Genomic DNA, 20,098 nt, shown 5'->3' with positions numbered 1-20,098 from the left:
TTATTCTCCTGTGACCTTGAAGCCATCGCTGACCAGCATGACGTAATGGGGTTGATACTGGCGGGCGATACTGCCTCTGAGGTCAGAGCTGGGTCGTACCTTGTAGGCATCCGGCCCGCCATCATCCTTGTTCCAGGTACCGACCGGGCGGCTCACCGGCATGACATCTGCCGTCCAGAAGCCGTAGAAGATGCCTTCCAGCTCATTCCACTTGCCGTAGGTGTATGCCAGGCCGGAATAGAGCGGGAAATAGCGGGTGTCGAGCGCGGTGGGGTTCTCCCTGGTCAGGGTCATGATGCCGTAGAACTCCTGCTGGCTGGGGGCGCGCCAGTTGCCAAGACCACATAGCTTGCTTCGATTGACCAGCGTGGTCTGGCGTTTCAGGTTGCAACGGCTTCTGTCGCTGACCAGGGTGCCACTTTGCGGGTCATAGCAACTGCCGTTGAAGGCGTTGTCGCTCTGGATATCGTCATAGGCAAACAGACTTTTGTCATCGTGCAGGGAGGACTCCCCATCCTTGTGCTGCACCTTGGTTTCCCACACCAGTCCGCTCAAGGCGTCGGCCACGCAGGCGAAGGGCAACTGCTTGTAGGAGAGGTCTTGCCGTGGCAGAGGTTGGCCCTGGCTGTCCAGCTTGATGTAGCGAGCGCCAAGTACCCCATCCTGATTGCTGTTGACTGCCTGTCCGCTCAGGGGGTCGCAGCGGTTGTCGAGATCCCGCCCCCGCTTGCCGTCATCGTCTCCCATGCTGTGGGTGATGCGGGTATCGGCCACATGCAGCTGGCCCGCCCGATAGTGCAGTGGGGCGCTGATAGTACCGCCTTCGCCCATCACCCTTATCTGGTAGTCCTGGTAGCGAGCGAGCCCGCTCAGGGTAACGCGAGTCTGCTGGCTGCTAGCTTGCTGCTCGGCGTGTTCAATATGCTCGAACGGGGTGTGTCCCCAGCCAATCCGGTACTGACTCGCCCCCTCCTGGGGTTGCCAGCCGAGGGTGACCCAGTGGCTGCCATCCTGATCACGGCCTTGGCCCAGAATGGCCAGCCCGATCACCTGATCCGACAGTACCTCGCGCTGACAGACCGCAGAGATGGGGCTGTTGGGGTAGGGGGTGATCCAGCTGCCCGGAGTGCTGGTTCCGGGATAGAGAGGGGCATCGCTCTCCGAGTTGCGGATCAGGCCGGCCGCCGCCTTGATGATGTGGGAGATGTTCTTGTCGCTCTGGCTGTTGAGCAGTGGCCCAAGCCCGCTGTTGTCGGCGAGGGCGGTCTCCAGCTTGAACAGGTCTGGTATCTGGTTGTCACGGGAGACGGTGGAATACTCATTGGCCATGTTGATCTCCAGCCAGCTCAGCAGTTGCTGGCGAAAATCCGTGCCTTCGATCAAGTTGACGGGCTGTTGCCAGAGCTCCCCCTCGGCTTGCAGGGCGACCATGGCCGCCAGCAGCTCGACCTGGTGCCTCGGCAGCGCCTTGAGTTTTTGATCCAGCTCCGCCAGGGTCCAGGCTTGCCAGCCCAGGAATGAGCCCATACCGGCACTGAGGGTGGTTTTGAGCAGCAAGGCTTGTTGAGCCGTACTGGTATAACCCACCTGCAGGCGCGGGAATTCGCCGGCGGTGAGGATGCCGTCCCGGTTGCTGTCCTGCTTGACCAGCTCGCACAGGGAGCCCAGAACGGATCGCAACTCCACCTCGCTCTGCCCATCCTGCACCACCAGGGTGAGGGTGTCCTGCATCAGGTCGTCGCTGGTGTCGCTCTTGCCTGGCTGGCAAGTGGCGAAGCTGTTGTTGAGATCCGGCAAGGTGAGGCTGAGGCTGTACCGGTTGCCTTGCTTGACGGCGAGCCCGTCAAGCATCCGGCCATCCTGGGCCCGGATGGGGAGTCGCAGTGGCCGGATGGGGCGTTCCGGTTTGAAGTAGTACTGGTTCAGGCCATCGTGATTGGGCTTGGCGCCGATCTCCACCGTGATCGTCGGCTCGGCAAGGCGTGAGGGGAATATCCCCTGCAGGGTCAGCTGGCGGTGGGGATGGAAGGTGGTGAGCAACTGATAGGCCGGGGAGCGGGTATCCAGAGTCGCCATGGCCTTGCTGGCTGCGACCAGTTTGGTCTCGGTATCGACAGGCAGTGCCGTCCCCTGCTGGGCGGCATAGTGCAACAGCCCTTCTTGCAGTGTGCTGCCCGGCAGTGACTGCTGGCGGGCGATCACATGCCCGGCCAGCCTGGTGAGCTCGCTGGCAGGCAGTGGGATATCACCATCCAGCACGAGCTGCAGCAGTGCGGTCAGTTCGCGAGCGAAGCCGTGATTGAGTTGTGGATCGCTGACCAGCAGGGCGGTGACATCCTGCTTGCCCTCCCGTTTTTGCAGTGCCGTGGTGAGGCTCTGGTATGCCAGCAGCATGGGGGAAAGGTGCAGATGGGGTACCTCCTGCTCGGTGATGATGCCATCCCCATTCTGATCCTGTCTGAGCAGTTGCTCCAGCGAGGGCAGTTGGCTGCTGAGGATGGAGGCACTCTGCTGGCGGTGGCTGGCGGTCAGGCTCAGTGGTTTATCCTGCGGCCACTGACTCAGCTTGAGCTTTAAATCAAAGCTGCCGTCGGCCCGGATATTGGCAGGCGTACAGACCTTGTCGGCGCAGAGCTGAATCGCGAATTGGGCTCCCTGCTGGTGGCTGACGGACAGCGTGCCCGCCAGATCCAGGCTGGTGGGTTGATGGGGCTGGTCTGGCTCCTTGTCCGGTTGATCCGGCGATGTGGGCGGGGTCACAGTACCTGCGTTGCCTGCGTTGCCTGCGTTGCCTGCGTTGCCTGCGTTGCCTGCGTTGCCTGCGTTGCCTGCGTTGCCTGCGTTGCCTGCGTTGCCGCTACCGCTCCCCGAATTTGCGTTGTTGTTATTGTTGGTCCCGGTGTCCTTATCGGGTGTCGAGGTGACGGGGTCCGTGGTGGTGGGCTGCGTGGTCTGACTGCCGCCGTTATTGCCGTTGGCATTGTTGTTGCCGTTATTTCCTTCCTGCCCCGGGGTGCCCAGCTCAGCCTTGCATGCCAGCAAGGCCAGGCAGCAGAGGGCCAGGGACAGTGATCGCGTTGTCCTGAACAAGATCGACTCCATTATTGTGATTTAGATTATTAATCGGACAAACTAGCCGTTTATTGCTATTTTCATTAATAAAGCAGACTTATTTGCTGTTTTATTTATCAAAAAGACAAATTCACTCTGCGAATTATTTCTAAAGATGATAATGATATTGATTCTCGTTTAAGATCTCAATATGATGTTTCCGCTGTTTAATTTCAGGCATAAAAAACAGGGACACTAAAAATGGACATGCGAGTTTGGGATTACCTTGGGGATTATCTGAAGGATGACACCGGCGCCACGGCGATCGAGTACGGCATTCTGGCGGCCGGGCTGGCGGCCGGGATCCTGGCCATTTTCGGGTCGGACGGGATCTTTATCACGGCCTTGAAGGAGAAGTTCACCACCATAGTGGCCGGGTTGAACATGGATGCCGCCGGCAAGTGATGGCGCACGGGCAATGGCTGGCCATCCTGATGGCGTGCTGGTGCCTGGTCAGCGACCTGTTTGAACGGCGGATCCCGAACCTGGCGGTGCTGGTACTGGCACTCTGGGCACTTTGGTTGCTGCCGTTCAATCTGCTCTCGCTGAGCCTGGCTCTGCTGACCTTGCTGCTGGGACTGTTTGCCTATCACAGGGGCTGGTGCGGGGCCGGCGACAGCAAGTTGCTGGCGGTCTGCCTGTATGGCGCGTCTGAACGCTGGCCCGAGCTGCTGCTCTGGATGGCGCTCTCGGGCGGCGTACTCAGCCTGGTTTGTCTGGCCTATGCCCGTTTACGGCCATTTCCCAGCCCCGTCACTGTGCCTTATGGATTCGCCATCCTGTGGGCGGCGAGTCTGACCACTCCTCTATTTATGTAGTCACACCCAATGAAGAAACTCTTCTCTCTTATCGCTGCACTGCTGGTGCTGGCGGCGATGCTGGCTGCCTTCTGGCCGGTTGAACCGGCGCCGCAGACGGCTGTGCCACCGGGCGAACAGGCGCCGGAGCCAGCCGCCTCGGCCCGCCTCGCCCAAGTGCTGGTAGCGGCTCACCGGGTACAAGCCGGCGCCTTTATTCATCCCGAGGATCTGGTCTGGCAAACCCTGCCTGCCGCCGAGGAGATGAACCTGCCCGGGCTCTTCCTGTTCGGGTTTACCGATACCAAGGCGCTCAAGGGCAGTCTGGTCACCCGCACGCTGGAGGCGGGCCAGATCGTCTCGGCCGATGATCTGGTGCGCCCCGAGCAGAGCCATTATCTCTCCGCCATGATGGCCCCCGGCATGCGGGCCGTGACCCTGGCGCTGGGACGGGAGGCGGCCAGTCATGGCCTGATCCGGCCCGGCAACCGGGTGGATGTGATCCTCACCAGCAAGCATACCCACCAGCGCAATGCGCAGGGGGCCGAGGTGACCAGCAAGCAGTCGGCAGAGATCATCCTGACCGACATCAAGCTGCTGGCCATCGATGCCCAGGTCACCGATATCGCAGCACTCAACGGCACAGTGGCGGCGCAGGACAACTTCGATCAGGTCGCCGTGACCTTCGAGCTGGCACCGAGCGCGGCGGCCCGGCTGTTGCTGGCTCATCGGCTCGGGGATCTGGCCCTGGTGCTGCGCTCGGCCCAGGCCGCCCCGACGGGCAGTGAGGCCGTGACCCTGCCAGCAGGGAGCCTGATATGGGCCGAACAGGTGGCCCGTGGCCAGAACCCGAGGGCCCTGCCGGGTCACGGCGTCCGGATCAGCTATGGCGACGGCAACGACCGTAACCGCCAACCTTAATCAACTCAGAAAGGACACGATGTTGCGAACTCTCGCCATGGTGCTCGCCCTGCTGCCGTTATGGGCAGTGGCGGCCGAGAGCCTGACTCTCACCCCAGAGCAGTCCACCCTGCTCAATTTCGATGAACCCGTGCTGGATGCCTTCGTCGCCAACTCCGAGTTGGTTCGGGTACACAGCCCCTCCGATCAGCAATTGCTGATCTATGGCCGCAAGGTTGGCCGCACCGATCTGGTGGTGACGGCCCTGGATGGTCGCACCCTGGGTCACTACCGGGTACAGGTGGTGGCGGATCTCGCTCCCCTCAAGCAGCTGGCCAGGCAGCATTTTCCCCAAAGTCGACTCAGCTTCAGCGAGTCTGGCGGCGCCATAGTGGTGGCGGGGGAGGTGACCAGTCCGCTGCAGGCCCACGAGATCCTGACCATGGTGGAGGGGTTCGCCAAGGGTATCCAGCCGCAGGGGAGTGCCCTGGGCACGACAGCCCCCGCCCCGCCTCAGACTGGCAGCCAGGATGAGGGGGCCGCGGTCGCCGGTGGCGGCAGCGGGCAATATGCTCACGTCATCAACCAGTTGCGTCTGGCGGGATCGGATCAGATCAACATATCGGTACGCATCGTCGAGATGCAGCGTACTACCAGCGAACAGCTGGGATTGCGCTGGAGTGCCATGGGGGAGTATCTGCAACTGGGGGTCTCGCCGGGCAACCGCTTCCCCAAACCTGCCGAACGGGGCAGCTGGAGCGGCAAGAAGGATGTGGTCTACATCAACGCCATCATAGATGCGCTGGTGGAGAACAGTCTGGTCAATGTGCTGGCCGAGCCGAACCTGACCGCAAAATCCGGTGAAGCCGCCACCTTCATGTCCGGCGGCGAGTTCCCCTTTCCGGTAGGCAATGGGGACAACGGCCCGGAGATCGAGTTCAAGAAGTTTGGCATCTCGCTGGAGTTGACTCCCACCTTGCTCGACAACAACCGCATCAGCCTGACGGTGTCACCCGAGGTGTCGACCCTGAGCCGGGAGAACAGCGTCTCCATCGCCGGGGTGGTGGTGCCTGGCATAGAAACCCGTCGTACCACCACCACCATAGAGCTGGCGGATGGGCAGAGTTTCGCCCTGGCCGGTCTGGTGCGCACCCATCGCAACCAGAGCAGCGAGGCCCTGCCTTTCCTTGGCGAGATCCCCGGGCTGGCCCCCTTCTTTGGCAGCAACGGCTTCAAGAACCAGGAGAGCGAGCTGGTGATCATCGCCACCGCCCGACTGGTGCAGCCCACCAGCGATCCCCTCTCCCTGTCGACACCGCTGGATCACTATCGGGCGCCGAGCCGGTTCGAGCGGCTGTTCTTCACCGACATGGGCTCAACCGAGCGACCGGGCGCACAAGCGACCCGCCTGTTCGGCAACTATGGCTACAGCTACTGAGGGAAGTGACCATGTTAAAAGAGACACTGCTGCTGGCCCTGGCGTTACCGTTGCTGGCTTGTACCACTCAACCCCCCGCCGCCCCGCTCACGGATCGGCTGCAGTTCCGGGTTGCTCCGTCGCAACTGCAACAACGGCTGCAATGGCAGCTGGCCCCGCTGGCCAGCAGGCTGGAATCCGGCTCCCTGCACCTGCGGATCACGGGCCCGCAACCCGGGAGCCATGAGCCGACAGCGGAGGCACTGCGTCAGCAGTTGGCCCTGTGGCTGGCGCTGGAGACCCGCCTCACCTTCATTTCGGCGACCCGGCAAGAGTATGAGGTCGAGCTTGACGCCACCCTGCAACCCGAGACCTGCCGCTATGCCAGAGGGGTATCCCCGCCATCCCCCATCGCCTGTCTGGTGCTGCGCAACCAGTACCGCGCCCAGAGCCATGTCGAGCACTGGGCCCGCGGCGCCGGCTATGACGGCAGCGGCAGTGCCCTCGATGCCGGCGCCGTGCAGCGCCTCTACCAGGGCAAGGCCAAATCGGCCAAGAAACAGCAGACGACGGGGGAGTAGTGAATGAGTGAACAAGTCAAACAGCTGGTGGCCGTCACCCGCCAGCCTGCTCTGAGTGCCGGGGTCGACCTGGTACTGGCCCGGCTGGCCGACGTTGAAACCCGGCAGGTCCCGGGCTCCCTGGCCGAGGCCAGGGCCCACTGCCTGACGCAAGGGGCCCCCGATATTCTGCTGGTGGAGGTGGAGAACCCGCAGACGCTGGCGGCCGATCTGGCCGCCCTCGCCGAGTGTTGTCCACCCCAGATGCGGCTGGTACTGCTGGGGGATCGGGGGGATGTGACCCTGTTTCGCTGGCTGATTTCGGTGGGGGTGGATGATTACTATCCGGCACCGCTGGATCCCGATGCCCTGCGCACCGGCCTGTTGCGTCTGCTGGGGGTTCCCCTTGCCACCTCGTTGCGCAAGGGGCGGGTGATCTGCGTGGTGGGTGCCGCCGGCGGGGTGGGCACCAGCACTGTGGCCGCCAACCTGGCCATGGCGCTGGCCGACCGGCATCACCGCCAGGTTGCGCTGCTGGATCTCAATCTTCACCACAGTCGCCACCCCATACTGCTGGGCAGCGACTATGCCCCTCCCGGCGAGCAGTGGTGGCAGGCGACCGAGCGGCTCGACGGTACCCTGCTGGCGCATACCGCCCATCAGCTTGGTCCCAGACTCTTTCTTTTCTATGACGAGGGGCAGGAGCTGGTGCTCGGTGCCGAACAGCTGGTAGCGGCGGTCAACGTGATAGCGGAGCACTACAGCACCCTCATCATAGATGTGCCGGATCTGCGCAGTCATGCGCTGCAGGCCTTGTTGCAGCAGGCTGACGTGGCGATCTGGCTGCACGATTTCAGTCTGGGGGCGTTGCGGCTGCTGGGGCAATTCCCGCAAGGCGGGCCGGCCCAGCGCCGCCTGCTGGTGGGCAACCACTGTCGTGGCAAGGAGGGACGGGTACCGGCGCAGGCGCTTGAGCGCGTCTGTGGTCAGCCCCACGCCGCCGTGCTGCCCTACGATCACGGCGCCTTCGTGCGCGCCGAGCGAGCCGGGCAGCCGTTGATCCAGCAAAAGAGCAAGCTGGCTCGCGCCCTCACGTCATTGGCCGCCGAGCTGGTGGGGGCTCAGGTCGCGGGACGAGCCCGGGGCGGGAGGCGCTGATGTTTGGACAAGCCAATAGCCGACAGCCGTCGGTGTCAGGGGCACTGCTCACCCTGTCTGATGCCGCGCGGGAGGCTTTCTACGAGCTGGTCGAACCCTCGGTGGCGGCGACCTTGCCGCGCGCCGCGCTGCTGGAGCGGGTGGCCAGTGCCCTCGCGCAGCTCTCGGCCCGTCGCATGCTGCCCTACAACCGCCAGGAGCTGACTCAGCTCGCCCGCCAGCTGGTGGACGAGATGGTGGGGGTGGGGCCGCTGCAACCCCTGCTCGATGATCCCGAGGTATCGGATATCCTGGTCAATGGCCCTGACAAGGTCTATGTGGAGCGGCATGGTAAGTTGACTCTCTCCGGGGTGCGCTTTCGCGACCGCCAGCATGTGTTCAACGTGGCGCAGCGGATCGTCAATGCGGTGGGGCGGCGGGTGGATGAGTCCACCCCCATGGTGGATGCCCGGCTGGCCGATGGCAGCCGGGTCAACGTGATTGCGCCTCCCATCGCTCTGTGCGGCACCACCATCTCCATTCGCAAATTTCCCAGCGCCCGTCTGACCCTGGCCCATCTGGTGGAGAAGGGAGCCCTGTCCGATGCCATGGCCCGTTTTCTGGGGCTGGCGGCGCGCAGCCGCTTCAACGTGCTCATCTCCGGGGGGACTGGCTCGGGCAAAACCACCTTGCTCAACGCCCTGAGCAAGCACATCAATGATGACGAGCGGATCATCACCATAGAGGATGCCGCCGAGCTCTCCCTCGATCAGCCTCACTGGGTGCCGCTGGAGACCCGCAACGAGAGTGCCGAGGGCAAGGGGGAGGTGAGCGTTCGCGCCCTGGTGCGCAACGCCCTGCGGATGCGGCCGGACCGGATCATCCTGGGGGAGGTGCGCGGTGCCGAGGCGTTTGACATGTTGCAGGCGATGAACACTGGCCATGACGGCTCACTCTGCACCCTGCACGCCAACACCCCTGAAGATGCGCTGCTGCGTCTGACCAACATGTTGCAGATGGGGGCTGAGCGGCTCTCCGAGCAGATCATCCAGGCCCAGATCGCCAGCGCGGTGGATCTGGTGGTGCAACTGGAACGGATGCGCGACGGTCAGCGCCGCATCACCGCCATCAGCGAGATCGCCGAACTGGCAGAAGGACAAATCCGGATGCGGCCGCTGTTTCGCTTCGTGCTGGAGTCCGAGCTCAACGGCAAGCTGCAGGGGCGCTTCAGCGTCCACCCTCTCTCGGCCGCAGTAGAAGAGAAAGCCCGTCAGGCCGGCTTGCTGAGCGAGCTGCAATCCTGCATGACGGGCGATGGGGAGCCAGTCTCATGAACACGCTCATTCTGGTGTGCCTCTGCTGGGGGCTGGCCTGTCTGCTGCTCTGGCAATGGCAGAGCCGATGCGATGCCTGGCAGCAGCAGTGTCAACGTTATGGCCATCAACCCGCGCAACAGAAGAGGACAAGGCCGCTGCCCCATTGGTATCAGCAGATGGTGACCATGGTGGGCCAGGAGCAGCTGACCCGCTGGACCTGGCAGGGCCCGGCGGGTGCGGCCCTGGCCTGCGTCTTGCTGGCGGCCAATGGCATGCCGTTCTGGCTGGCGGTGTTGTTGGCGGCAGGGGGGGCTCTGGCCCTGGGGCTGGTGCTCTATCAGCAGCTGCAACAGCGGGCGCTGGAGCGGTTTCGAACCCGGTTGCCCGAGGTGATCGACGGCATGATACGGGCGCTGCGGGTGGGGGCGCCGCTGGCGGATATCTTCCTGCTGGTGGCCCGCCAGCAGCGCGGTTTGATGTCACGGCTGTTTGCCCAGATGCACGACGAGTTGCAGGTCGGCCAGCCGGTGGCGCAGGTGATGCAGCAGGCGGCTGGCCGGGTCGCGGTGGCCGAGTTTCAGTTTCTGACCATAGTGCTCAGCCTGCAGCAGGAGACAGGTGGTCGCCTCTCCGAGGTGCTGGCGCAACTGGTGGAGACACTGCGTGCCCGCCAGACCCTGGCGGCCAGCATCCAGACCATCACGGCTGAGAGCCGCAATGCCGCCAAGGTGCTGGCAGCGCTCCCCGTCATCATACTGCTGGTGCTGTTCACCACAGGGCGGGAGCACTTCACCTATCTGATGACCACGACCAGCGGCCAGTGGGTGCTGGGCTATGTCTCCATCAGCGTGGCGGTCGGGCTCTGGCTCATCCGTCGCCTCACGCGTCTGCAGGGGTAGCCCATGACGGTCATGCAACTTTTTGGATTGGCGCTGAGCTGTTTCGCGCTGGCCGCGTTTGCCGGCTGGCATGGTTACCGGCAGCAGCAGCAGTGGTTGGCCCAGAGCCGTCGCTATGGCCCGCCTCGTCAAGGCAGGGACGTGGCGCGGGACTGGCTGGCCTGGTGCGGTCGTGGTTATCCGGTCGGTGCCCGGGAGCAGGCCCGCTTGCAGCAGCTGCTGGCGCAGGCGGGGATCTTCTCCCGCCATGGCTTTGACCGGCTCAGGGCGGCCAAGCTGTTGGGCGGGCTGGGAGGGGCTATGGCGACCTTGCTGTGGCGCCTGCTGGCGGCGCCTGCCGACGGCTTCACCCTGATGTGGGTGCTGGTGGCCTATGTGGTGGGGGCCGGGGTGCCCGAGCGCTGGCTGCAATGGCGCGCCCGCAAGGTGAAGGCGGCGCAGCAGAAGGTGGTGCCCGATGCCATCGATCTGCTGGTGATCAGCGTCGAGGCGGGGCTGGCCCTCGATCGGGCCCTGCTGCGGGTCGGTCACTATCTGGGGGCGCTGGAGCCGGGCCTGGCCCGCCAGTTTTTGCGCACCCATGCGGAGATCCAGATGCGCGGCGATCAGGCAGGTTGCCTGGCACGACTCGCCTGGCGTACAGGCCTGCCCGAACTGGATCGTCTCGCCAATACCCTGCAGATGGCCCAGCAGTACGGTTCGCCGCTGGCCGAGACCATGCGCACCATCAGCCAGGAGGCGCGCCAGATGCGCCGGCTGGCGCTGGAGGAGCAGGCAGGCTCCTTGCCGGGCAAGATCACTCTCATCCAGATGGCACTCATCATGCTGCCCATGCTGGTGCTGATCATTGCTCCCACCCTCAACTTGTTGATCAACAGCCTGCGCTGAGCGGGCCACAGGACTTGAAATGCGATCACGACTTCATCACCTGCTGCTGCTGGCCCTGCTCGGGCTGGCAGGTTGCAGCAATCACGGCGATACCCGGCAGCAAAGCCAGAGCAATGGCATGGCGGTAGCCAAGGCGGCGTTCGATTCGGCCCAGTATGACAAGGCGGAGCGGCTCTATCAGGCCTTGCTGGTGGACGATGCCAGCCTGGACGAGGCGCAGCTGATGCTGGCCCGCACCCGCTATCAGCAAGACAAGAAACAGGCGGCGCGCGATGGCTTGCAGCAGTTGCTGGACAAGGGCGGCAAGCAGGGGGCTCAGGCCGCCCACTATCTTGGCAAGTTTCTGCTGGATGACGGCCTGACTGCCGAGGCTGCGCGGGTCTATCAGCAGGGGTTGGCGCTGGCCGGGCTTGATCTGGACGAACGGGCGCGGCTCAGCAACGGTCTGGGGGTGGCCAGCTTGCAGCAGGGGGCGTTTGGCAAGGGGCGCCAGCAGTTTGAGGCGGCGGTGGCGGCGGCTCCCGACGAGCCCGACTATCGTGCCAACCTGGCATTGGGCTGGCTGATGGAGGGCAACAAGGTGGCGGCCCGGCAGGCATTCGAGCCCTTGCTGCACTACCAGAGCCTGCCACCGCGGGTGGAGATGAACTATGTCTTGCTGCTGTTGGCCGAGGGCAATGAGCCCCAGGCTCGCCTCATACTGTCGCGCTTTCTCAGCGCCAGTCAGCTGGAGCACGACATCAGGCTGCTCAAGGCACAGCTGGGGCGGGGGCAAGGGGCGTGAGAGGCCAGCGCGGGGTGGCCAGCATAGAGCTGGTGATCATATTGCCGCTGCTGCTGGCACTGCTGTTGCTGGTGGTGGATGTGCTGCGGGTGCATCTGCAATACAGCACCCTGGAACATGGCTTGCGATCCGTGCTGCGTGAGCTGCAGGCCGAATCGGCAGCGGGGAGGATCCCCTCGGCCGACGGGATCCGCCTTCGCTTGCAGCAACGGGGGCGAGGGGAGCTGGACGCCGTGACTGTGAGCGTCAACCACCATGTGTCGCTGGAGGCCATGCTGGGCCAGGAGGAGGGCAGCCCGGATCTCGCCAGCGAAACCCGCTTGCCTGCGGATCCCGTGCTGGAAGTGACGGCCAGGATCCGTCCCCGTCTACAGCTCACCCCGAGCTGGCTGATTGACGAGCGCGAACTCAGCTATCGGAGCACCCTGCTGCTGCTCACCGACCGGCTACCGGCCGGAGGTGCAGGATGAGCAGTTGTTTCCGGCGGCGGTCATCTCCCGGCCCGGGCACCATGGGCGGCAGCATCAGCATGGAGGCGATGTGCTTCATTCCCGTGCTGCTGGCCCTGCTGAGCTTTGGCAATGAAGCGCTGCAACTGCTGCGTCTGGAGCAACGTCTGCACAATGTGGCCTACAACGTGACCCAGATAGTCACCCAGCAGGGCACGGGGCAAAATGCCGCCGCCGTGGCACAGCTGACTTTCTATCAGCGCTTCGTACAGGGCCAGTTGTCTGCGCTGCAAGGGGGGCAGGCGGCACTGACCATAGAGCAATACAACAGCGCCAATGGCGAGCTTGTGTCCCTGTTGCAGGGCACTGGCTGCGCCGGGCAGGGCAGCTGGCCGCCACTGCGGGTCGGCACCCTGATGCGGGTCACTCTCTGTTATCGCCTCGGGCAAGGGGAGGGTGGCATGTTCAGCCGGTTCTGGGCGGGTCGTACCCTGACCACCCACTTTATTCAGGAGATCCATTGAATGGGACAGCCCTTGCGCCAGGGGGGCGGGCTCTCCCCCGCCTTCGCCCTGATGTTGACTGGCGTGCTGGCGCTGACCGGCGTGGTCATCGAGCTGGTACGAGGCTACAGCGGCCAGAGCCTGCTCAGCGCGGCCGCCGATGCGGTGCTTTACTCGGCCGCCGACAGCGACAGTGCGGCGGAAGATGCCGCCGCGCTGGTTCAGGCCAATCTGGCGGGGCGTCATTTGCAGGTGGGCCCCCCCAGTCTGAGCCTGAACGAGCAGGAGGCTCAGGTCATCCTGCAGGGAGAGGTGCCGGCGCTGATGGCGCTCTCAGCCATCGGCAAAAGCGGCGATCTGCCGGTAGCGGCGGCAGCCCGTGCCAGCAGTGCCCGTACCCGCATAGAAATTGCCCTGGTGCTGGATGTGTCCAACTCCATGTCAGGGGCACCTATGAAGGCGATCAAGCAGGGGCTGGCGGAGTTTGGCGAGGTGCTGTTTGGCCGCGAGCGGCGCAATCAGGACAGAGTGGTCAGCATCATTCCCGCCACCGGCCTGGTCAATATCGGGGATCACCCCGAGCTGTTTCATCCAGAGAGTCTGACATTCCCCTTCGGATTGCAGACGCTGGCCCATGAGCGAGGCTGGAGCAATTTGCTGACTCGAGAGGTGCCGGGACGCCAGCGCAAGGCATTCTGCGCTCGCCCGCCGGAGCATGTGGACGGCATCGATCGGCTGGCCGAACTTACCCCTGGCTGGATCCGCAAGCTGGAACTGGCCCCGCGTGGTGAGGCGCAGCCCCGCCTGCACTACAGCACCAAGCCGCCAGCCATCCAGCAGTATGAGGATGGCACCCCCCTGCGGGCGTTTGCCCCGCGGGAGAACCCCCTGGAGCGTTATCTGGAGAACCGGCGTGACAAGCTCGGCATCTTCGATGATCCGGATTGCGGGGTGAGCCCCATTCAGGCGCACCTGTCGACCCGTGCCGCGTATCGTCAGGCACTCGATACCCTCCATGCCGCCTTCAACACCAATACGGCCGAGGGGGTGATGTGGGGCTGGCGGCTGCTCTCGCCACAGTGGCAGGGTCGCTGGCAGCAGGGGGCCGCCGAACTGCCGCGCCCTTACGAGCAGGCGGATAACCGCAAGATCCTGGTGCTGTTCTCGGATGGGGAGCACATGGGGCCCGAAGCGGCGCTGCGGGATCGCAAACAACTGCTGCTGTGTCGGGAGATGAAGCGCAAGGGGATCCAGGTATATACGGTGGCATTCGAGGGGGATGCCCGTTTCGTGGCGCAGTGTGCCAGCGAACGCTCGCTGGCCTACAAGGCCACCAGCGGCAATATCAGGACAGTGCTGACCCGGCTGGCCAGCGCCATCAACGATGTGGTGCTGACAAAATAGTGCTATATGGTGCAAAAAAGAGGGGCCAAGTTTGGCCCCTCATCTCATCTGTCGAGCATCCGGTTTACATGGCGGCGCGGAAGATGGCGACTATCTCTTCGTGGCTCGCCTGTTTCGGGTTGGTGAAGCCGCAGGCATCTTTCAGGGCGTTGCTGGCCAGGATATCGAAGTCATCGGCCTTGACGCCGAGCTGCTCCAGACCGGCCGGGATCTTCACGTCCAGCGCCAGCTGCTTGATGGCAGCGATGGCGGCAGCTGCGCCCTGTTCGTCGTTCATGGCGGTCACATCGACACCCATATGGCGGGCCACCTCTTTCAGGCGGGCGGCACTCACCTGGGCGTTGTAGGCCTGAACGTGGGGCAGCAGCACGGCGTTGCACACCCCGTGCGGCAGGTCATAGAAGCCGCCCAACTGGTGCGCCATGGCGTGCACATAACCCAGGCTTGCGTTGTTGAAGGCCATGCCGGCCAGGAACTGGGCATAGGCCATCTGCTCGCGGGCGTGCAGGTCATCGCCCTGATTGACCGCTGTACGCAGGTGCCTGGCGATGAGCTGAATAGCCATGATGGCGCTGGCATCGGTCACCGGGGTGGCGATGGTGGAGACATAGGCCTCGATGGCGTGGGTCAGGGCATCCATGCCGGTGGCGGCGGTGAGGCCGGCCGGCTTGGCCAGCATCAGTTCGGGATCGTTGACCGACATCAGCGGGGTGACGTGCTTGTCTATGATGGCCATCTTCACCTGGCGAGCCTCGTCTGTGATGATGCAGAAGCGGGTCATCTCGGAGGCGGTGCCGGCTGTGGTGTTGATGGCGATGAGCGGCAACTGCGGCTTGGCGGAGCGATCCACCCCTTCGTAATCCTGGATGTTGCCGCCGTTGGCAGCCACCAGGGCTATGCCCTTGGCGCAGTCGTGGGGCGAGCCGCCCCCCAGCGAGATGACGCAGTCGCAGCCGTTGGCCTTGATCATCCCCAGACCCGATTCGACGTTGGTCATGGTGGGGTTGGGCCTGGTTTCATCGAAAACCACGCTTTCAATGCCATGTTCTGCCAAGAGGGTGGTGAGCCTGGCGACCACGCCGATCTGGCCCAGGATCTTGTCGGTGACGATCAGCGCCTTGCGATAGCCATAACCCTGGATATCGGCTGCCGCTTCTTGCAGGCAGCCAGCTCCCATCAGGTTGATTGCGGGAATGTAGAACTTGAATGTCGCCATGATGGACTCCGTATTATTAGCCATTAAGTGGTATACGGGCGCCAACATAGCATCGTCAGTGGGGATGAAAAGGGGTCAAGGGTATCCTGTTTGCAACTTTATGGACTCGATCACGTACCGGTAAACCGGGGCGTGACAGGGATTGACAAGGCCGGATACCACGTCTTTGGCAGAAAAACGTTTTTCAAGAAATTCATCAAGTTAGCAAACGTTTTGCACGGGATTTGTCACTGTCAATGCGTGGAAGTGTGAGGAGCTTCAAGGAATTGGAAAGCGCTTTCGACCATAGTTGGCGCCTCCCCAGAGAGGGGGGTAAAGGCTTGAAAGTATCATAAAGAATCATCTTAACTTGCGCCCTGACCATGCTGGCAGGGGGCAACCAGGAGTCCACTATGTCTGATGTATTTCACTTGGGTTTGAAGAAAGCGGATCTGCAAGGCGCCACCTTGGCGATCGTCCCCGGTGACCCCGAGCGTGTAAAGCGTATCGCAGAGCTGTTGGATAACCCGGTGCACCTGGCCAGCCATCGTGAGTTCACTACCTGGCGCGGCGAGATGGACGGCAAGGCCGTGATCATCTGCTCTACCGGTATCGGTGGCCCGTCCACCTCCATCGCGGTAGAAGAGCTGGCCCAGCTGGGCATCCGCACCTTCCTGCGTATCGGCACCACTGGCGCCATCCAGCCGCACCTGAACGTGGGCGACGTGATCGTCACTACCGGTTCCGTGCGCCTCGACGGTGCCAGCCTGCACTTCGCGCCGATGGAGTTCCCGGCCGTAGCCGACTTCGACTGCACCACTGCGTTGGTCAACACCGCCAAAGAGATGGGCTCCAAGCTGCACATCGGTGTGACTGCCTCTTCCGATACCTTCTACCCAGGTCAGGAGCGTTACGACACCGTTTCCGGCCGCGTAGTGAGCCGTTTCCAGGGTTCCATGAAAGAGTGGCAAGCCATGGGCGTGCTGAACTATGAGATGGAATCTGCCACCCTGCTGACCATGTGCACCAGCCAGGGCCTGCGTGCAGGTATGGTAGCCGGCGTTATCGTCAACCGTACCCAGCAGGAAATCCCGAACGCCGAAACCATGGCGAGAACCGAATCTGATGCCATCAAGATCGTGCTGGGCGCCGCCCGCAAGCTGATCTGATAGCCACACCGAGTGGGGGGTGGGGGCCGTTGCGAAAGCACGGCCCCTATCTTTTATCTGCCGTTTGCCCCGTTTTTCCCCTGTTGCTCCTCTGTTCCCTCTGTTGTTCCCTTCGCCTGTTATCACACCACAGCTTGATGCCACGTCTCGCTAGAAGGGGCTGGCACATCTGACCGCCATCGGTTCACCGCTCACCGGATGCCGCAAATCCAGCTCGCTGGCATGCAGCATCAGCCGCGGCGCCTGCTCTGTGCCTGGCAACGCAAGACCGCCGTAGAGATCGCAGCCGAGTATGGGGTGGCCCAGCAGCTGGCTGTGGATCCGCAGCTGATGGGTACGGCCGGTTTCCGGCACCAGCCGCACGCGCGTTAATGGTACGGCCTGACCTTGCATCTGCTGCGCCAGCCGCTCAATGACCCGATAGCGGGAGCGGGCGGGCTTGCCGCTGGCGGCGCAGATGGTCATCAGCGGGAAGAGAGCCGGATCCTTGGCGATGGGGGCATCGATCACCCCCTCATCGTCGACCAGATGGCCGCACAGCAGGGCGCTGTAGGCCTTGCTTACCGCCCGCTGGCTGAACTGGTGACACAGCCGGGCGTTGATGGCCTTGTTTCTGGCCACCACCATGATGCCAGAAGTGCCAAAATCGAGGCGGTGCACCAGGGTGCAGCCGGGATAGTCCTGCACCAGCCGGTAATGGACAGAGTCGAGGTTCTGCGGGTTCTTGCCCGACAGGCTGAGCAGGCCGCTCGGCTTGTTGATGAGCAGCAGATGTTCATCCTCAAACAGGATCTCGATGGCAGCCTCGCAGGGCGGGGCGATGAAGGTATCGATGATGACGGACATAGGGCACACGGGCTGGAAACGGGGGGCGATCATACTCGAACCGGCTGCGCGGGGCGAATCGGCTGCTTGCGCCGTGCGATGCGAGGGGGTCATTCGTTCAACAGCTTGATAACACAATGGTTTAAAACGCGAGAAGGGCACCGTTTTGTGACCCCTTCCCGAGTTCATCCGGGGCTTGCTTGTTAAGGTATGGCTCCCTGTCATGTTGTAAGGAGTCTGTCCATGGCGTTGCCCGTTATTCTCGATTGTGATCCCGGCCACGATGATGCCATCGCCCTCATACTGGCGCTGGCCAGTCCCGAGCTCAAGGTGCTGGCGGTTACCACCAGTGCGGGCAATCAGACGCCGGACAAGACCCTCAACAATGCCCTGCGCATCCTGACCCTGCTCGGCCGTGACGACATCCCTGTGGCGGCGGGGGCGCCCAAACCGCTGATGCGCGAGCTCATCATAGCCGACAACGTCCACGGCGAGTCGGGCCTCGATGGCCCCAAGCTGCCGGATCCCGCCTTTGCCCCGCAAGCCATGACGGGCCTCGAATTGATGGCCAAGTGCCTGCGCGAGAGCCCGGAGCCGGTGACGCTGGTGCCGACCGGGCCGCTCACCAATATCGCCCTGCTGCTGGCGGCCCATCCTGAGTTGAAATCCAGGATTGCCCGCATCGTGCTGATGGGGGGCGCGGCGGGGGCGGGCAACTGGACCCCGGCGGCGGAATTCAATATTTATGTGGACCCGGAAGCGGCCGATATGGTGTTCAAGTCCGGCATCCCCATCACTATGTGCGGGCTGGATGTGACCCACGAGGCCCAGGTGATGGACGAGGACATAGCGCGGGTGCGCGCCATCGCCAATCCTGTGGCCCAGTGCGTGGCCGGTCTGCTCGACTTCTTCATGATCTACCACAGGGATCCCAAGTGGGGATTTGCTGGCGCGCCGCTGCACGACCCCTGTACCATTGCCTGGTTGCTGGCCCCCGAGCTGTTCCACGGGGTCGAGTGCCGGGTCGATATCGAAACCGGCGGTGCGCATACCACCGGCATGACGGTGGTGGATCGCTATGGCCTGACCGGCAAAGCGGCCAATGCGCTGGTGCTGCTGGGACTGGATCGTTCGGGCTTCATCGACCTGCTGGTCGAGCGACTGCGGGCGTTTGGCTGACCGCCATTGCACTATTGAGAGAAGGGACGGGAAATGTACAAAGCGTCGCTGGCACTGCTGGCCGGGTTGCAACTGACGGCCTGCTCCACGCCGTTTGAATCTATGTGGCAGGGGCTGGCGACCTGCGAGCTCGATGATCTCTATCTCGACAGCGAGACCGGCAAGCCGGCCCATCCTCAGCTCAAAAACTTCACCCCCTACAAGGTGACGGACGGGTTTGCCTGGTACAAGACCCGCCAGGAGCTGCATGGCCTGCCCATCAGCGGCTTTCTCATCCCCTCGTCCACCTTCGAGGTGCATGCCCTGTTCGTGGACACCCCCATCGCCAATGCGCGAAGGCTGACCCACAACGCCTATGGCAGCGAGTTCTCCGACGAGCAGAAGCACAACGAGGGACTGGCCCCCTTGCTGCTGCGCGACCCCAACAACCCCAAGCGCTCCATCATAGACTGCACCCAGGGTGAGACCCAGGAGCCGCTGCCGGAAGAGCCCTTCCCGGAATAAGCCTCCCGCCATCTCCAGAGCCTTGGCCGTCCTTCCGACATAAAAAAGCAGGGGCCAGCCTCATCGGCTGGCCCCTGTTCATCGTCCCCTCGTCGGGATCCGGGATAACCCGGCGTCTGCTTGATCACGGGCATCCCCCAGTCGCCGAGTCATGGCGCTTATGGATAACCCAGGGTCTGCTTGATCACGGGTAGTTGCGCCTTGATCCAGGCGGGATTGATGGGCCCCCAGTCGCCGATGCGATAGTGACCCTGCAGATGGCGGGCCCCCTCGGTCTGCTCGAAGCCGCAGCTGATGTCCAGCTCGGCCAGGGCGCTTAGCGTGTCCTGGGCCGTGCGTCTGGGCATGCCGGTGGCGGCCATGATGGCCGGGATTGTGTCTGTGCCCTGACTTATCAGCCAGGCCACGTAGAGTCGTCGGTAGAAGCTGGTGCGAGTCTTGCTCGGCTCTGTCATATCTCGTCCTCGAGCCGGTCGAAGTAGCGCCAGGTCGCCAGCGCGGCCTTGCCCATCACCAGTGCCCAGAGGCCGAACCAGAACCAGCGGAAGAAGCTCCAGGTGGAGGCGTCAGGCTGAGTGCTCTCGATCTTGGTGACGTTGGGGAACATGGAGAACATGTTCACGCGCCAGCCGTAGGAGGTGATGATGGCCAGACGCTTCTCGAACTCCATGGACTTGGCCTTGGCCTGCACGTCGGCGGCATTGAACTTGAAGTAGAAGGGCCAGCCCCACTCTGTGTCCTCGTTGCGAAACACGCGGATCTTCTCGCCGGGCCGCTCGGTATAGATGTAGTAGACGTCAGTGGTGGGACCGTCGGCCGGGTTTTTCTGGCTGATGGGGCCATCCTTGTCGGTGCGTTTCACCTCGACGCCCGTGATGGTGGCTATGGTGTGTTCCGGCAGATAGAAGTCGAGCCAGATGGCGGAGACGAGGGCGATGAGGCCCAGGCCGATGAAGGCCGGTTTCTTGAATTTCAGCTTCATGGTGATCTCATGTGAGGGGGAGTGACGTGCCTCTACCATACTCACATTTGGTGGGGTAGCCCAGCCCCTAATGAGGCCA

21 protein-coding genes are annotated in these 20,098 nt (G+C 63.2%); 16 read left to right on the top strand and 5 right to left on the bottom strand.

Features of this window, described 5'->3' with window-relative positions; genetic code table 11:
• Entirely contained in the window at positions 1-3,090 is a 3,090-nt protein-coding gene (locus ACM3N8_RS04505) for a DUF1566 domain-containing protein (protein ID WP_416015495.1), read from the bottom strand.
• A 222-nt stretch (positions 3,091-3,312) separates the two neighbouring features.
• Between ACM3N8_RS04505 and ACM3N8_RS04500 the strand changes: the two genes are divergently transcribed.
• The 13 genes from ACM3N8_RS04500 to flpL are packed head-to-tail and all read left to right on the top strand — an operon-like array spanning position 3,313 to position 14,165.
• The gene (locus tag ACM3N8_RS04500; protein WP_011705350.1) at positions 3,313-3,516 is read left to right on the top strand and encodes a Flp family type IVb pilin; all 204 of its coding nucleotides are present in this window, start codon (positions 3,313-3,315) and stop codon (positions 3,514-3,516) included.
• Positions 3,516-3,929: a prepilin peptidase gene (locus ACM3N8_RS04495; RefSeq protein WP_290017131.1), complete on the top strand. Its 414-nt coding sequence runs from the start codon at positions 3,516-3,518 to the stop codon at positions 3,927-3,929. The genes ACM3N8_RS04500 and ACM3N8_RS04495 overlap by 1 nt, the downstream gene beginning before the upstream one ends.
• 9 nt (positions 3,930-3,938) lie before the next feature.
• Positions 3,939-4,829 (top strand): Flp pilus assembly protein CpaB, encoded by an 891-nt coding sequence (cpaB, locus tag ACM3N8_RS04490; protein WP_290017130.1) that lies wholly within the window; start codon positions 3,939-3,941, stop codon positions 4,827-4,829.
• Positions 4,830-4,848: 19 nt separating this feature from the next.
• Positions 4,849-6,246, top strand: a complete 1,398-nt coding sequence (gene flpC / locus ACM3N8_RS04485) for a type 4 pilus assembly secretin FlpC (protein WP_065478520.1) — start codon at positions 4,849-4,851, stop codon at positions 6,244-6,246.
• Between the two features lie 11 nt (positions 6,247-6,257).
• Positions 6,258-6,806 (top strand): Flp fimbrial biogenesis protein FlpD, encoded by a 549-nt coding sequence (gene flpD / locus ACM3N8_RS04480; protein ID WP_098984555.1) that lies wholly within the window; start codon positions 6,258-6,260, stop codon positions 6,804-6,806.
• 3 nt (positions 6,807-6,809) lie between these two features.
• Positions 6,810-7,943 (top strand): AAA family ATPase, encoded by a 1,134-nt coding sequence (locus ACM3N8_RS04475; RefSeq protein WP_290017127.1) that lies wholly within the window; start codon positions 6,810-6,812, stop codon positions 7,941-7,943.
• Positions 7,943-9,256: a CpaF family protein gene (locus ACM3N8_RS04470; RefSeq protein ID WP_290017125.1), complete on the top strand. Its 1,314-nt coding sequence runs from the start codon at positions 7,943-7,945 to the stop codon at positions 9,254-9,256. Before ACM3N8_RS04475 ends, ACM3N8_RS04470 begins: the two co-directional genes overlap by 1 nt.
• Entirely contained in the window at positions 9,253-10,137 is an 885-nt protein-coding gene (gene flpG / locus ACM3N8_RS04465) for a Flp fimbrial biogenesis protein FlpG (protein ID WP_098984552.1), read from the top strand. Before ACM3N8_RS04470 ends, flpG begins: the two co-directional genes overlap by 4 nt.
• Before the next feature lie 3 nt (positions 10,138-10,140).
• Positions 10,141-11,025 (top strand): Flp fimbrial biogenesis protein FlpH, encoded by an 885-nt coding sequence (gene flpH / locus ACM3N8_RS04460; RefSeq protein WP_098984551.1) that lies wholly within the window; start codon positions 10,141-10,143, stop codon positions 11,023-11,025.
• A 19-nt stretch (positions 11,026-11,044) separates the two neighbouring features.
• The gene (gene flpI, locus ACM3N8_RS04455; RefSeq protein ID WP_098984550.1) at positions 11,045-11,809 is read left to right on the top strand and encodes a Flp fimbrial biogenesis protein FlpI; all 765 of its coding nucleotides are present in this window, start codon (positions 11,045-11,047) and stop codon (positions 11,807-11,809) included.
• Positions 11,806-12,279: a Flp fimbrial biogenesis protein FlpJ gene (gene flpJ / locus ACM3N8_RS04450; RefSeq protein ID WP_290017122.1), complete on the top strand. Its 474-nt coding sequence runs from the start codon at positions 11,806-11,808 to the stop codon at positions 12,277-12,279. The genes flpI and flpJ overlap by 4 nt, the downstream gene beginning before the upstream one ends.
• Positions 12,276-12,782, top strand: coding sequence for a type 4 pilus assembly pseudopilin FlpK (gene flpK / locus ACM3N8_RS04445; RefSeq protein ID WP_290017121.1), 507 nt, complete (start codon positions 12,276-12,278; stop codon positions 12,780-12,782). Before flpJ ends, flpK begins: the two co-directional genes overlap by 4 nt.
• Positions 12,783-14,165: a Flp fimbrial protein FlpL gene (gene flpL / locus ACM3N8_RS04440; RefSeq protein ID WP_416015494.1), complete on the top strand. Its 1,383-nt coding sequence runs from the start codon at positions 12,783-12,785 to the stop codon at positions 14,163-14,165.
• Positions 14,166-14,229: 64 nt separating this feature from the next.
• On the opposite strand, the gene yiaY is transcribed toward flpL, so the two are convergent.
• Positions 14,230-15,381: an L-threonine dehydrogenase gene (yiaY, locus tag ACM3N8_RS04435; protein ID WP_290017119.1), complete on the bottom strand. Its 1,152-nt coding sequence runs from the start codon at positions 15,379-15,381 to the stop codon at positions 14,230-14,232.
• A 392-nt stretch (positions 15,382-15,773) separates the two neighbouring features.
• Here yiaY and udp point away from each other — a divergent pair, with 392 nt between their 5' ends.
• Positions 15,774-16,529, top strand: a complete 756-nt coding sequence (gene udp / locus ACM3N8_RS04430; protein WP_043138232.1) for a uridine phosphorylase — start codon at positions 15,774-15,776, stop codon at positions 16,527-16,529.
• Between the two features lie 150 nt (positions 16,530-16,679).
• Here udp and ACM3N8_RS04425 read toward each other — a convergent pair whose 3' ends face one another.
• On the bottom strand, positions 16,680-17,408 hold the full coding sequence (locus ACM3N8_RS04425) for an RluA family pseudouridine synthase (protein WP_290017118.1): 729 nt from the start codon (positions 17,406-17,408) through the stop codon (positions 16,680-16,682).
• Between the two features lie 189 nt (positions 17,409-17,597).
• On the opposite strand from ACM3N8_RS04425, the gene rihA reads away from it, so the two are divergent.
• Positions 17,598-18,533 (top strand): pyrimidine-specific ribonucleoside hydrolase RihA, encoded by a 936-nt coding sequence (rihA, locus tag ACM3N8_RS04420; protein ID WP_290017117.1) that lies wholly within the window; start codon positions 17,598-17,600, stop codon positions 18,531-18,533.
• 33 nt (positions 18,534-18,566) lie between these two features.
• Positions 18,567-19,037: a hypothetical protein gene (locus ACM3N8_RS04415; protein ID WP_290017115.1), complete on the top strand. Its 471-nt coding sequence runs from the start codon at positions 18,567-18,569 to the stop codon at positions 19,035-19,037.
• Positions 19,038-19,195: 158 nt separating this feature from the next.
• Here the strand turns inward: ACM3N8_RS04415 and ACM3N8_RS04410 are convergent, their stop codons facing one another.
• Both ACM3N8_RS04410 and ACM3N8_RS04405 read right to left on the bottom strand, forming a co-directional pair.
• Positions 19,196-19,492 (bottom strand): winged helix-turn-helix domain-containing protein, encoded by a 297-nt coding sequence (locus ACM3N8_RS04410; RefSeq protein WP_043140989.1) that lies wholly within the window; start codon positions 19,490-19,492, stop codon positions 19,196-19,198.
• Positions 19,489-20,019, bottom strand: coding sequence for a DUF1523 family protein (locus ACM3N8_RS04405; protein WP_043140986.1), 531 nt, complete (start codon positions 20,017-20,019; stop codon positions 19,489-19,491). Before ACM3N8_RS04405 ends, ACM3N8_RS04410 begins: the two co-directional genes overlap by 4 nt.
• Positions 20,020-20,098: the final 79 nt, after the last annotated feature.

The sequence above is a fragment of the Aeromonas sp. A04 genome (assembly GCF_047780465.1).
Taxonomy (GTDB): Bacteria; Pseudomonadota; Gammaproteobacteria; order Enterobacterales; family Aeromonadaceae; genus Aeromonas; species Aeromonas bestiarum.
Note: the sequence above shows the minus strand (reverse complement) of the source record. Positions and strands in the feature narration are given on the sequence as shown.